Here is a 13,608-nt window from a genome sequence, read left to right as displayed (position 1 = left end):
CGTGACATAATCCAACGCGATACTCCGGGAGTCGCAGGATGGATGGGCATCACTTTCTCGAGACGGCGGTCGTCTTCCTGCTGGCGACGGTGATCGCCGTTCCGCTGACAAAGCGCTTCCGCCTCGGCGCGGTACTGGGCTACCTGCTCGCGGGCGTGGTCATCGGCCCGTCGGTGTTGGGCCTGGTCAGCGATACCGAAGGCGTCTCCACGATTTCCGACTTCGGCGTCGTGCTGATGCTGTTCGTCATCGGCCTGGAACTCTCGCCATCGCGCCTGTGGGTGATGCGGCGGGCCGTGTTCGGCAGCGGCAGCCTGCAAGTGCTCACCTGCGCCCTCGCGATCGGTGCCATCGGCTATTTCCTGTTCGGCCTGACCTGGAAGGCCTCCGTGATCGTCGGCGGCAGCCTCGCCTTGTCCTCCACGGCGTTCGGTCTGCAGATCCTGGCCGAGCGCAAGGAAGCCGGAACGGTCTATGGCCGGCAGGCCTTCGCCATCCTGCTGTTCCAGGACCTGGCCGCCATTCCGCTGATCGCCGCCGTGCCCTTGCTCGGAGGCACGATCGCCCACGACGCGCATGCGCCGGACATCATGAGTGTCATCCGCGTCGTCGGAACGATCGTCGCGGTGATCATCGGTGGCCGCTTGTTGTTGCGTCACGTGTTCCGCTTCGTCGCCAGGGCGAAGAGCACCGAGGTATTCACGGCCACCGCCTTGCTCGTGGTGATGGGTACGGCGTGGCTGATGGAACTGGCCGGCATATCGACCACGCTGGGGGCCTTCCTCGCCGGTTTGCTGCTGGCCGACTCGGAATACCGGCACGAACTCGAATCGAACATCGAGCCATTCAAGGGGCTGCTGCTGGGCCTCTTCTTCGTCAGCGTGGGCATGTCGGTCGATCTCGGCATGCTGGTGGCGAAACCGTTGCTGGTGCTCGGCATGGTGGCCTTGCTGCTGGCCGTGAAGGCCATCCTGATCATGCCGCTGGGAAAGCTCGTGGGCGCGTTGACCACGGCGGATTCGGTCCGGTTGGCGGCGGTGCTCGCCTGTGGCGGTGAATTCGCGTTCGTCATCCTCAATCTCGCCCAGCAGAACCGCCTCATCGATGGCAACCAGCGCGGCCTGATGGTGATGGCGATCTCGCTGTCGATGGCCCTGACACCGCTGCTCGTACTCGCCGCGTCACGCCTGGTGCACGATCGTGTGCGCAAGCCGGACCGCGAGTTCGACGCCATCGAAGCGGACACCCCCCGCGTGATCATCGCCGGCTTCGGCCGCATGGGTCAGATCGTCGCCCGTGTCTTGCGCGCGCAGGGCATCCAGTTCGTCGCGCTGGAAAGCTCGGTGGAACAGGTGGAAACCTCGCGCCGCTTCGGCGGCACCTCGCTGTTTTTTGGCGATCCCGGCCGGCCGGAAATGCTACGCGCGGCCCAGGCCGACAAGGCCGAGGTCTTCGTCATCGCCACGGACGATCCCGAGGCCAACCTGCGCACGGCGCGCCTCGTGCGCCGGCAGTATCCCCACCTGAAGATCGTGGCTCGTGCGCGCAACCGCCAGCATGCGTTCCGGCTGATGGACATCGGTGTCGAGGATCCCGTGCGCGAGACGTTCTATTCGAGCCTGGAAATGACGCGTCACGTGCTCGAGTCGCTGGATATGGCCCCGGATGTCGTCGAAAGCCGGATCGACCGGTTCCGCAAGCACGACGACCAGGTATTGCGCGCGCAGTACCTCGTGTACGACGACGAGACCGCGCTGGTGCAGACCACGAAGGAAGCGCTGCACGATCTGCAACAGCTGTTCGAGGCGGATGCCGTGGAAGAGCGGGTTCGCGACGAGGAAAAGTGATCAGTCCGGTTGCGCGGGCTGGCGTAGCGTCTGTCGCACGCTGGGTATAGCCCCCGCACGGCTGCCGAGCTCGTGTGCGATGTCGACATAGCCAAGATGACGGGCCACGTCCGCCGCGGTGCGGCCAAAGGCGTCCGTGGCATCGCGGCTGGCGCCTCGGTGCAGCAACAGGCGCGCGGGCGGGAGCAGGGCATGCATGGCGCAGGCATGGAGCGCGCTGACGCCCCGGTGATCGGCGTGTTCGATCTTGGCGCCCGCGTCGAGCAGGACCGGTACGAGCGCACCCAGGTGCGTCGCATCGGCGCCGACGCCGGGACGCATATGCGCACCGAGCAGCATGAGCAGCGGCGTGACGCCGTCCTTGTCGGCCTTGTTCACGTCGGCACCCTTGCCGATCACGGTATCCAGCAGGCGGCGGGCCCGCAGGCTGTCGCTGCCGCCGAAGCAATACTGGGCGGCGGCATGCAGGGCCGTATGGCCGTGGGCGTCCTCCGCGGAGGCGTCGGCCCCGGCGGCTAGCAGCATGTCGGCGATCTCGGGATAACCGAGCGTCGCCGCGATCATCAGTGCGGTGGCGTTGCCCGGCAGGCGCTGGTCGGCGGCGATGCCGCGCGCGAGCAATAATTCCACCACCGCCTCACGCCGTGCATTCACCGCGGCAGCGAGGGGCGTCACGCCGGATGACGCGGCGGCGGTCGGATCGGCTCCTGCCGCAAGCAGGTGTTCCACGACATCGCGCTGGCCCGCACCCGCCGCGCGTAGCAACGCGCTCGCGCCGTGGCTGTCGCGCGTGTCGACGGGAAAGCCGAGTTCCAGCAGGCGATCGACCGCCTGTGTATCGCCGGCTGCTGCGGCGGCGGGAAGGTCGTCCGCGCGTAGCGTCCGGCGCGGAAGCTGCCACGATGGCCAGCTCAACCAGCGTTCGACCTCACCGTGGCCGATGCCCAGTCCATACGGTGTCTCGCCGTTGACGTCGGCGGCTTCGGGGTCGGCACCATGGGCGACCAGGAGGCGGACCAGCGGCAAGCTGTCGCCGCCCTGTTCCAGCGCGGCGTGCAGCGGCGTGCGGCCGCCGGCGTCACGTGCATTCGGATCCAGACCACGCGCGAGCAATGCGCCGAGCAGGGCGACACGGCCGGTGGCCGCCGCCATGTGCACGGGCGTACGACCGCGAGCATCGGGGCCGAACGGGTCCGCACCGGCTTCGAGCATGGTCAGGGTCAGTCGCTCGTCGGCGCCTTCCAGGCGGCACACCGCCTGCCCTAGCAATCCCGCGCCGGCCGGTGACGCGCCGGCGCGCATGAGCTGAAGCAGTGCGTCGGCGGAATGGGGCAGCTGGGGCAGCAAGGCGTCGAACAAGCGGCGACCCAGCGTACCTTCCTCATCGGCGGGCGTGGCAAGCCGTGCCTCGGCAGCCAAGCCATGGTCGAGCAGCCAGGCTCGTGCGGCGTCGAAACCGGCGCCGGCGAGATCGACGTAGAGCGCAGCCAGCTCGTGCGCCGGCCATTCGCGCACCTTGGTCGCGAAGGTCGAGGCGACCGCCCAGTGGCCGAAACGCAGCGCGTCGTACAAATGCAGCGGCGAATCCGCGCCGGCTTCCGGCACGACCGATTCGCTGAGCGATGTCGGCAACGGGGTTTCCGGGTCGAGCAAGGCGACGAAATCCCAACGCCCGGTGGCAGCCGCGTGGTCCAGTGCGCTGCGGCCGTCCGCGCCGGCTTCCTTCGGCTGCGCGCCGAGCGCGAGCAAGGCGCGCACGGTGGCCGCCTGCGCGCGAGGCGACTGGCAGGCGAGGGTAAGCGCGTCGCGCCCGTGCCCATCGCGTGGCGCGGCGTCGGCATCAGCGTCGGCGAGCAGTTGCACGATGCCGTGCGCACCCGCGCGAGCGGCTTCCATCAGTGCCGTCGTGCCATGGCGGTCGGCGAGGTTCGGGTTGGCGTTGGCTTGAAGCAACGCGCGCGCGATCTGCTCGTGTCCTTCGGCGGCCGCGGCGATCAACGCCGTGCGGCCGTGCGCGTTCGTCGCATTCACCGGCGCCTTGTGCCGGAGCAACACTCGGACACCTTCGCTGTCGTCGTCGGCGATACCGGCTGCCGCCACGAGCGCGGGCTCGCCGCCCACGGGTGCCGGCTTCGCGCCGTGCTCGAGCAGGAAGCGCACCAGCGCCCAGTTCGCGGCGCGGCAGGCGATCGCGAGCGGCGTGTCGCCGGCGGCGTTCACCGCATCCACGGGAGCCCCCGCGTCGAGCAGCATCGCGGCGACCGTCGGCTCCGCGCTGAGCACGGCCCCGTGCAACGGCGTGTTGCCTTCCGCGTCCGTGCCGGCCGCGTTGGCGCCATTGGTCAATAGCGTGAGCACCGCTTCCGGGCGGCCGTGCCAGCTGTCACGGCTGGCCGCCAGCAGCGCGGTCATGCCGTTGTGGACACGATCGACCTGGGCCCCTTTCGCGATGAGCGCACGAAGCAGGCGGATATCGGGCGAGAGCGCGGCCAGGGTAAGCACGGGCCGCTGGTCGCGGTCGCCCGGTTCCGCGGCGGTGTTCGGATCGGCGCCAGCTTCCACCAGGGCCACGGCGCGTGCGATGTCACCTTCGCGGGTCGCCGCCAGCAGGGCGCTTTCGCGTACACCGGGCTGGCTTTCCTCGGTGCTGAGCACGGGGATGGGCGCCGGCGGGGCTGCAATGGTTGGCGTGTCCGCACCGGGCCGCGGCTCCGTGCGTGCGGTGCGGATATGTCCTCGACGGTCGCAGAGCAAGGCGCGCAAGGTACGGTTGGCGATCACCATGCAGCCCAGTGGCAGGAGCACGACGGCGTAGATGCCGAGCGCGGCGAGGCGCATCTCCGCTGGCAGCACGCCATAGAGGCCCGACAACGCCACGGCGCTGAAGGCCAGCACGAGCAAGCCCAGGGCGGCCGGAAGGAAGTGCGAGAAGAACCGGTCCTCCGCCGAGAGATGGCGGCCGAAGCTGAGCGACCGGGCCATGGCGGTGAAGATCCACGAGCCGTCGCCGCCTTGGGCGGGGTAGGCGTCGTCCCACAGGAAAACGAGGCCAAAGGCGGGCCAGACCCGCCACAGCGCCGTCAAGGCGACGACCAGTGTCGCCGCGAGAAGCAATGCCGCGCCGAGGCTGGGTGCCTGCGTCAGCTTCAGTAGCGGCCACGCCACCAGGATGAACACGACGAATGTGTAGGCCGTGAACATAACGACGTAGGCGGAGCCGCGGCGTAGAACCGTGCGCAAGTAGCTCGGCTCGGGATCGAAACCGATGGCGTGGCATACCGCGCTCATCGCCAGCGCGTTCGCCAGCAGCAAGGGGATCAGCGCGAGCGGCGACGCCGTGAGTCCCGCGCAGGCGACGGCCATCAGGGCGGGAAGGAACCAGGGCAGCGCCTTGATCAGCGGCGGTCGACGACGTTTGGGATTGGCCATGCGCAGGAGTATACGGAGCGGAAACCGCCCACGCGGTAACGCGGCGTTAACCCGTGCTGCACGTCTCGTCCATGTGCGGATTCGGAAAGGTCAGGCGCGGACGACGATCTGGTCCGGGTCGATCTCGCGATTGTGGTTGGGCTGGTTGCAAACGCTGAGCGTCTCATTGGGCGGCGTCTGCATGTGCCAGCCCTGGGCGGCGAGGTTCGCCAGCACCCGCTCCGAATCGTCGTGGGGCAGGCGGCGCTGCGGCGTGAGTTCCACCTCGAGCACGAAGCGGAGTTCACCCAACAGAAGGACAAGCGGCTCGGGGAGGACATCGAAGCCCTCGCGGCGGGTGAGCCAGACATAAGTGTCGGGTTTGCGCTGACTGGCGTAGACGAAGCTGTGCATGACGGCAGGTCTCGCTGGCGGCGTGAGTTCCTACCGTAGCAAAACGCGGCGCCGACGGGGGCCCCGTAAGCGGTAACCGTTTCATCTTTGTTGCATTAGCACTTGCAAAGCGGCCGTCAAGTCGTCCAGAGTTCGCAGCCAGATTGTTAAACGCGCGTATGAAAAGGGGAAAGTTTTACGCTTTCTACGCGCTTTACATCGCCCCCGAGCAGAACAAAAGCAGGAGCCACTCCGCATGCAGAAGCTGAATCTTTCGACCCGTCCGCTGGCCATCGCCGCCCTTTCGCTGGCCATTGCCGGTGCGTTGGTGGCTCCGCAGGCCGCCCACGCCAGCGCCTTCCAGCTGAAGGAAAACAGCGCCAAGGCACTGGGCCGCGCATTCGCCGGCTCCACCGCCGCGGGTGACGATGCCTCCGTCATCGTCAACAACCCGGCCGCGATGTCCATGCTCAAGGGCAACGTGTTCCAGGCCGATGTCACCGGCATCAATTTCAGCACCAAGTTCCACGGCACGGCCACCGACGCGCAGGGCCGTCCGATCAGCGGCGGTAACGGCGGCGAAGCCGGCACCACGATCCCCGTTCCGGCGATGTACTTCGCCACCCAGGTCAGCGACCGCGTGCACCTCGGCCTCGGCCTGACCGCGCCGTTCGGTTTCAAGACCGAATACGACTCCGACTGGAAGGGTCGTTACAACGGCATCAAGTCGGACTTCAAGTCGTTCGACGTGACCTTGTCGGCCTCTTTCGACGTAACCGACGACTTCGCCGTCGGCGTCAGCGCCATCGCACAGAAGACGAGCGCGGAACTGACCAGCGCGATCAACTACAACACCGTCGGCCTGGGCCTGATCCAGCGCGCCGCGGCAGCGGGCCAGCTTTCCCCGGCCGTCGCCCGTGCGCTCGCCGCGCAGTACGCGGCCGTCGTGCCTCCGGGCAGCGATGGCTACGCGAAGATCAAGGGTGACGACTGGGCCTACGGCTGGCAGGTCGGTGGCCTGTGGAAGCTCACGCCGAACGATCGCATCGCGCTGAACTATCGCAGCAAGATCAAGCACACCCTGGAAGGCACCGGCAATTTCACCATGCCGACCAATGTCACCGCCGTGCTGTCAAATCCGACCGTCGGTGCCCTGCTGGGTAGCGGGCAGCCGCCGTTCACCCATACCGATGGCCGCGCGGGCTTCACCACCCCGGCCATCGCGACCGCCAGCTTCTGGCACCAGGACGAAAAGTTCGGCCTCGGCTTCGACCTGTCGTGGACCAAGTGGGACTCGTTCAAGGACCTCACGGTCAACTATTCGAACCCGAACCAGCCGGCCACCACCGAAAACTACAGCTGGCGCAACAGCTGGTTCGCTTCGGTCGGCGGCGAGTATTACCTCGACGACAAGTTCACCCTGCGTGCCGGTGTGGCCGTGGACAGCACTCCGACCTACGACGACACCCGCTCGCCGCGCGTGCCGGACTCGACCCGCAAGTGGGTGGCTTTCGGTCTCGGCTACAAGGCCACCGAGCGCTTCGAGATCAACGCAGGCTATGCGCACATCTTCGTCAACAAGGCGCACATCGGCGGCGTGAACAGCTCGACCAACGATCGCCTGGTCGGCGAGAGCGACGACAAGGGCAACCTGCTCAGCGTGTCGGCCAAGTACCAGTTCTGATCGCTCCCGCGATCGACTGATACGAGCGAAAAAAAACCTCCCCGGCAACGGGGAGGTTTTTTTTGATACCTGCCTGCTTACCTAGTAGGCGTATTCGCGGAAGACCGGGTCGACGCTCTCGTTCCACTCCTTGTGGAACCGCTCGAGCTTGACGTCGGCCTGCGTCCTGCCCGAGATGGCGATCTCCATCAGGGGTTCCAGGTAGATCGATTCATCGGCGCCCCGGTTCCCGAGCTGGTTGCGGCGTTTCAGGCCCGCTTCCGAAATTTTCAGCGCGTCGAGGGAAAGCTCGCGTACGGTGTGATCGCGAAAGCGCAGGGCCAGTGCCTCTTTCGGCACGCCGTCGCGCAACGCATGCCGCTCGGTCTTGCTGAAGTCCTTCACCAGATCCCAGGCCGCGTCCAGGGCGACATCGTCGTACAGCAAGCCCACCCAGAATGCCGGCAGCGCGCAGAGCGAATTCCACGTGCTCGTGTCGGCGCCGCGCATTTCCAGGTACTGCTTCAGGCGCACTTCGGGGAAGGCGGTCGTCAGGTGGTCGGCCCAGTCCTTCATCGTCGCCCGCACGCCCGGCAGGGCGGGCAGTTCGCCACGCATGAATTTCTTGAAGTCCTGCCCGGACAGGTCGACATACCGGCCGTCGCGATAGCTGAAGTACATGGGCACGTCGAGGATGTAGTCGACGTAGCGCTCATAACCGAAGCCGTCCTCGAAGACGAAATCGAGCATCCCGGTGCGGTCGCCGTCGGTATCGGTCCAGACGTGCGAGCGGTACGACTTGTAGCCGTTGGGCTTGCCTTCGGTGAAGGGTGAATTGGCGAACAGCGCCGTGGCGATGGGCTGCAAGGCCAGTGCGACGCGGAATTTCTTCACCATGTCGGCCTCGCTCGCATAGTCGAGGTTGACCTGGACGGTGCAGGTGCGGGTCATCATGTCGAGGCCGAGCGAACCGACCTTGGGCATGTACTCGCGCATGATCTTGTAGCGGCCCTTGGGCATCCAGGGCATCTGGTCGCGGCGCCATTTAGGCTGGAAGCCCATGCCGAGGAAGCCGATGCCGAGTTCTTCGGCCACCGAACGGACCTCCTTCAGATGGTTCGTCACCTCGTCGCAGGTCTCGTGCACGGACTTCAGCGGGGCACCGGACAGTTCCAGCTGGCCGGCTGGCTCGAGCGTGATGTTCGCCATGCCCTTGGTCAGCGCCACGGGCGTCTCGCCCTCGCGGGCGATGTCCCAGTCGAAGCGGGACGCCAGGCCCTCGAGCACCGCGCGGATACCCGGACGCTCGCCCACGAAGGGGGGCGGCGTCAGGTCGTCGGTATAGAAGCCGAATTTCTCGTGTTCCGTGCCGATGCGCCAGGCCTCGCGCGGCTTCTCGCCTTCGGCGAGGTAGGCGACCAGGTCGTGACGGTCGCCGATCGGCGTGCTCTTGGCGGCGCTGGGGATGGACACGGACTTTCCTTGACGTTGGGCTTTGGGCCGGTAGCCGCTCCACATGGGGGCGCGTCTTCGTGCCCAAAAGGGATGGCCGGCGGCGCAGCGTAGCAAAAGCCGGTGGACGGGGCGCGGATACGAAGAGGCCGCCCCGTGGGCGGCCTCTTCGCAATATCCCGTGGAGCGCTCAGCGCTTCATGGAATTGAAGAACTCGTCGTTGGACTTCGTGTTCTTCATCTTGTCGAGCATGAACTCCATCGCGGCCAGCTCGTCCATCGGGTGAAGGAGCTTACGCAGGATCCAGATCTTCGCGAGCAGGTCCGGGTCGATGAGCAGGTCTTCGCGGCGGGTACCCGACCGGTTGATGTCGATCGCCGGGTAGACGCGCTTCTCGGAGATGCGGCGGGACAGGTGCACTTCCATGTTGCCGGTGCCCTTGAACTCCTCGTAGATCACCTCGTCCATCTTCGAACCGGTATCGGTCAGGGCCGTGGCGATGATGGTGAGGCTGCCGCCTTCCTCGACGTTGCGTGCCGCGCCGAAGAAGCGCTTCGGGCGCTGCAGGGCGTTGGCGTCGACACCGCCGGTGAGCACCTTGCCGGAGCTGGGAACCACGGTGTTGTAGGCGCGGGCCAGGCGGGTGATCGAGTCGAGCAGGATCACCACGTCCTTCTTGTGCTCGACCAGGCGTTTGGCACGCTCGATCACCATCTCGGCGACCTGCACGTGACGGACGGCCGGCTCGTCGAAGGTGGAGCTGATGACTTCGGCGCGAACGGTACGGGCGATTTCCGTGACTTCCTCGGGACGCTCATCGATCAACAGCATGATCAGATGGACGTCCGGGTGGTTGTACTGGATGGCCTGGGCGATGTTCTGCAGCATCATCGTCTTACCGGATTTCGGCTGGGAGACGATGAGGCCGCGCTGACCACGGCCGATCGGGGCGACGAGGTCGAGGATGCGCCCGGTGATGTCCTCGGTGGACCCGTTGCCGCGCTCGAGCTTGAACGACTTGCGCGGGAACAGCGGGGTGAGGTTCTCGAACAGGAGCTTGTTCTTCGACGCCTCCGGCGGATCGCCGTTGATGTCGTCGACCTTGAGCATCGCGAAGTAGCGCTCGCCTTCCTTCGGATGGCGGACGCGACCGGTGATGTAGTCGCCCGTACGCAGGTTGAAGCGCCGGATCTGGCTGGGCGAGACGTAGATGTCGTCCGGACCGGCCAGGTAGGACTCGTCGGCCGAGCGCAGGAAGCCGAAGCCGTCCTGCAGGATCTCGAGCACGCCCTCCGCCCAGATGCCACCGCCGGAGCGGGCGTGGGCCTTGAGGATGTTGAAGACGACGTCCTGCTTGCGCTGGCGCGCCACGCCCTCGCGGACGCCGAGCGATTCGGCGAACTCGAGCAGCTGGATCGCGTTCTTGCGCTTGAGCTCGGTCAGGTTGATCAGGCGATCGTTGCTGCCGGCGTCGGCATTCTCGTCGTCGTCGACGGGATAGCCGTTGTTGTTGCGCGGATGCTGGTAGTTACCGCCACCGCCGCCACTGCTGTTGCCCGGGCTGCCGCCACCGCCGCCACCCTGGCGCTGCTGGTTGCGCTCGTTGCGCCGGCGGCGGCCACGGCCGTCACGCTCGTTGCGGTCATTGCGGTCATTGGCGCGGTTGGGGTTCTGCTGCTGGTTCGGGTTGTCGCCACGCGCCTGCGGCGGGTTGTTCGGCTGGCTGCCACCCTGGGACTGTCCCTGGTTGCCGTCACGCGCTTCGTTCTGCGGCGTAGGCTGCCGATTTTCCGCCTGCTGCGTGTTACCCAGCTGGAGTTCGGCCTGCGGGGCCGGCGGAAGCGGTGGCGGCGTGGGTGGGGACGGTGGCGCCGCCGCCCTGGCGGGAGCCGGCGACGGGGCGCTCGTCTCTACCGCCGGCGCCTCGGCCGAAGCCGGGGCCTTGCGGCGGGTGCGCGGACGCGGTTCGGTCGCAGGCTGGTCGCCGGCGCCCTTGGCGTCGATGGAATCTTTGGTTTCGATATCGGACACGGGCAAACCTCACGGGGCGCCGTTGAAAGAAGAATGGGAGAGGGTTCGCGGCGTGGGGGACAAGCGGTGTCCCGGCGAACTCCTGAAGCCTAGCATCGCGTGAGGCGCGGCGTAAAGCGCCTCACGCGGCGGCGGAAGTGAAGCGTACAGCTAAAACGATCAGATCGCCTTCTGGATCATCTGGTCGAGCTGGCTCTTGCCGACGGCGCCGATCTGGGTCGCCTCGACCTTGCCGCCCTTGAAGACCATCAGCGTCGGGATGCCGCGGACACCAAACTGGCGCGGGGTATTCTGGTTCTCGTCGATGTTGATCTTCACGATCTTCAGCTTGCCGTCGTACTGGTCGGCCAGCTGGTCGAGGACCGGGGCGATCGCCTTGCAGGGGCCGCACCATTCCGCCCAGAAGTCGAGCAGAACGGGGGTATCGGAATCGAGGACGTCCTTCTGGAACGCAGCGTCGCTCGTGTGGGTGATCTTTTCGCTCACCGGGGTCTCCAAGGAAGGGGGTGAAAGGGGGTTGACGACCGTGACGTCCGCATCGGCTACACTAAGGAGCCCCATGTCGCGGGTCCAACCGGTACCGAAGGTCTTGGCCATTGCAGCCGGCGGCCCTCATTCCAACCCAACTAGGGGCGCGATTCAAGCGATTCAAGGGCGTCGACGGGATGGTTCTCGTTGACATAGGTGAGCACGCTCTCGCGGTTAACAGCCTTTTCACCTATGCCAGCGGGAACCGTCGGGTCGCGCGCCGCCGCCTCCGGCCATCGTGCGCCGGGCGCGTCGTAAGGCCGCCGGTCTCGAACCGGTGCCCGCCGACTCTCCCGTGACGCCGCCGACCGGATCACCCACCGCCCCGCGGCCCATTCCTGCCGCCGGGGCGACGCCGCGTATCCGTGGCGCGAGACTCCAGGTCACTCATCCACATGTCCCAAACCGTTCTCACCGACGTCTTCTACGAAAACCTCGACCTCCATCCGCTGCTCCACCAGGGCCTCGCCGCCGCCGGCATCACCCGTTGCACGCCGATCCAGGCGCTGACCCTCCCGGTCGCCCTGACCGGCCGCGACGTCGCCGGACAGGCCCAGACGGGCACCGGCAAGACCTTCGCCTTCCTGGTCGCCCTGATGGACCGCCTGCTCAAGAACCCGGCGCATCCGGACCGCAAGGATTCCGATCCCCGCGCCCTGATCATCGCGCCGACCCGTGAGCTGGCGATCCAGATCGAGAAGGACTTCCAGACCATCGGCAAGGCCACCGGCCTGCGCAGCGCCCTGATCTACGGTGGCGTCGACTACGACAAGCAGCGCCAGCAACTGCGCGATGGCTGCGACATCATCATCGCCACGCCCGGCCGCCTGCTCGATTACTACAAGCAGGATGTCTTCGGCTTCGGCAGCGTCGAGGTCATGGTCATCGACGAAGCCGATCGCATGTTCGACCTCGGCTTCATCAAGGACGTGCGCTTCATCTTCCGCCGCCTGCCCTCGCGCGAGGCTCGCCAGGTGCTGCTGTTCTCCGCCACCTTGAGCCACCGCGTGCTCGAACTCGCCTACGAGCACATGCACGAGGCCGAAAAGCTCGTGGTGGAGACCGAGAACGTCACCGCCGATCGTGTCCGCCAGGTGGTCTACTTCCCGTCGAAGGAGGAAAAGATGCCGTTGCTGCTCAACCTGCTCGAGGAGAGCAAGGCCGAGCGCAGCATCATCTTCGTCAATACCAAGGCCGCCGCCGAGCGCATCACCGACCGTCTGAAGCGGCATAACTTCCGGGTCGGCGCCATCTCCGGCGACGTACCGCAGGTGAAGCGGCAGAAACTCCTGCAGCGCTTCCAGGAAGGGCAGATCGATCTGCTCGTGGCCACCGATGTGGCCGCCCGCGGCCTGCACATTCCCGCCGTCAGCCATGTCTTCAACTACGACCTGCCTCAGGACGCCGAGGACTACGTCCATCGCATCGGCCGCACCGCGCGGCTTGGTGCCGAGGGCGACGCGATCAGTTTCGCCTGCGACCTCTATGCCATGGGCCTGCCCGACATCGAGGCCTATATCAACCAGAAGATCCCCGCCGCGTCGATCGAGGCGAAGATGCTGGTGATGCCGCCGCCGCGCCCGCGCGCCGATGGTGTTCAGGATGAAATCGACGACCCGAACGATAACGACGGCCACATCCCCACGCGCGGCGCGCCGCCGGAGAAGGGTGGTCGCGGCGGTCGCGACGGCCGTGGCGGTCCGCGTTCCGGTGAGCGTTCGGGCAACCGCGAGCGCCGCCCGCGCCCGCCACGCGAGGACAGGCCGGCCGCGGCCGCGGACGCCGTGCCGACCGAGGTGCCGATGAAGACCGTGGTGGTCGCCGAAACGGTCGCCGAACTCCCGGCCGCCACCGAGGCGATGGCCGATGCCTCCGCGCCGAAGAAGAGGCGCCGTCGTGGCGGTCGTGGCCGCGGTGCCCGCGAGGGTGCCGAGGGCGGCAATGGCGGTAACGGCGCCAACAGGCGTAGTGGTGGCCGCGAGGCTTCGTCGGCAGGCAATGGCGCCTCGACCGCGACGCGGTCCCCCGGCAAGGCGCAGCAGCCTGGTGCTCCGCGTCATGTGGAAGGCCAGTCGAATCCGAACCGCCGCCCGTCGCGCCAGGTGACGGCCAGTCGGCCGGCATCCGCGCCAGCCCCGGCGGCACCGCCGGCCAAGGAAAAGGTCGGTCTCCTGCGCCGCATCGGCCGGTTGTTCGGCGGGCGCTGAGGCAAGCATCTTATCGCCGACAGGGTCGGCTCCCACCTGTCCGGGCTCCGCAGGTTCGGCCGGTGGGAGCCGACGCCG

At 67.0% G+C, this 13,608-nt stretch carries 8 protein-coding genes; 3 read left to right on the top strand and 5 right to left on the bottom strand.

Annotated elements, in window-relative coordinates; translation table 11 throughout:
• Positions 1 to 38 precede the first annotated feature (38 nt).
• Positions 39 to 1,847 (top strand): monovalent cation:proton antiporter-2 (CPA2) family protein, encoded by a 1,809-nt coding sequence (locus J2T07_RS05640; RefSeq protein ID WP_306848062.1) that lies wholly within the window; start codon positions 39 to 41, stop codon positions 1,845 to 1,847.
• Here the strand turns inward: J2T07_RS05640 and J2T07_RS05635 are convergent, their stop codons facing one another.
• Together J2T07_RS05635 and J2T07_RS05630 are read right to left on the bottom strand one after the other, a co-directional pair.
• Positions 1,848 to 5,276 (bottom strand): ankyrin repeat domain-containing protein, encoded by a 3,429-nt coding sequence (locus tag J2T07_RS05635; protein WP_306848060.1) that lies wholly within the window; start codon positions 5,274 to 5,276, stop codon positions 1,848 to 1,850.
• A gap of 90 nt (positions 5,277 to 5,366) precedes the next feature.
• The gene (locus J2T07_RS05630) at positions 5,367 to 5,669 is read right to left on the bottom strand and encodes a YcgL domain-containing protein (RefSeq protein ID WP_306848058.1); all 303 of its coding nucleotides are present in this window, start codon (positions 5,667 to 5,669) and stop codon (positions 5,367 to 5,369) included.
• A 235-nt stretch (positions 5,670 to 5,904) separates the two neighbouring features.
• On the opposite strand from J2T07_RS05630, the gene J2T07_RS05625 reads away from it, so the two are divergent.
• A complete protein-coding gene (locus J2T07_RS05625; RefSeq protein ID WP_306848056.1) occupies positions 5,905 to 7,332 on the top strand; it encodes an OmpP1/FadL family transporter in 1,428 nt (475 codons plus the stop codon).
• Positions 7,333 to 7,413: 81 nt separating this feature from the next.
• Here the strand turns inward: J2T07_RS05625 and J2T07_RS05620 are convergent, their stop codons facing one another.
• The 3 genes from J2T07_RS05620 to trxA all read right to left on the bottom strand — a co-directional run bounded on the left by J2T07_RS05620 (position 7,414) and on the right by trxA (position 11,281).
• Positions 7,414 to 8,784, bottom strand: a complete 1,371-nt coding sequence (locus J2T07_RS05620; protein ID WP_430539316.1) for a glutamate--cysteine ligase — start codon at positions 8,782 to 8,784, stop codon at positions 7,414 to 7,416.
• A gap of 169 nt (positions 8,785 to 8,953) precedes the next feature.
• Positions 8,954 to 10,795: a transcription termination factor Rho gene (gene rho / locus J2T07_RS05615; RefSeq protein WP_306848052.1), complete on the bottom strand. Its 1,842-nt coding sequence runs from the start codon at positions 10,793 to 10,795 to the stop codon at positions 8,954 to 8,956.
• A 159-nt stretch (positions 10,796 to 10,954) separates the two neighbouring features.
• The gene (trxA, locus tag J2T07_RS05610; RefSeq protein WP_306849485.1) at positions 10,955 to 11,281 is read right to left on the bottom strand and encodes a thioredoxin TrxA; all 327 of its coding nucleotides are present in this window, start codon (positions 11,279 to 11,281) and stop codon (positions 10,955 to 10,957) included.
• 437 nt (positions 11,282 to 11,718) lie between these two features.
• Here trxA and J2T07_RS05605 point away from each other — a divergent pair, with 437 nt between their 5' ends.
• Positions 11,719 to 13,530, top strand: a complete 1,812-nt coding sequence (locus tag J2T07_RS05605) for a DEAD/DEAH box helicase (protein ID WP_306848050.1) — start codon at positions 11,719 to 11,721, stop codon at positions 13,528 to 13,530.
• Positions 13,531 to 13,608 lie beyond the last annotated feature (78 nt).

Origin of the sequence: Luteibacter jiangsuensis (assembly GCF_030812295.1) — a bacterium.
Lineage (GTDB): Bacteria > Pseudomonadota > Gammaproteobacteria > Xanthomonadales > Rhodanobacteraceae > Luteibacter > Luteibacter jiangsuensis_A.
This window is presented reverse-complemented; position numbering and strand designations above follow the sequence as displayed.

What these genes read in the sequence shown, in the direction of transcription:
- J2T07_RS05640 (WP_306848062.1), top strand. Translation starts at nt 39, where the DNA reads ATGGATGGGCATCACTTTCTCGAGACGGCGGTCGTCTTCCTGCTGGCG.
- J2T07_RS05635 (WP_306848060.1), bottom strand. Translation starts at nt 5,276, where the DNA reads ATGGCCAATCCCAAACGTCGTCGACCGCCGCTGATCAAGGCGCTGCCC.
- J2T07_RS05630 (WP_306848058.1), bottom strand. Translation starts at nt 5,669, where the DNA reads ATGCACAGCTTCGTCTACGCCAGTCAGCGCAAACCCGACACTTATGTC.
- J2T07_RS05625 (WP_306848056.1), top strand. Translation starts at nt 5,905, where the DNA reads ATGCAGAAGCTGAATCTTTCGACCCGTCCGCTGGCCATCGCCGCCCTT.
- J2T07_RS05605 (WP_306848050.1), top strand. Translation starts at nt 11,719, where the DNA reads ATGTCCCAAACCGTTCTCACCGACGTCTTCTACGAAAACCTCGACCTC.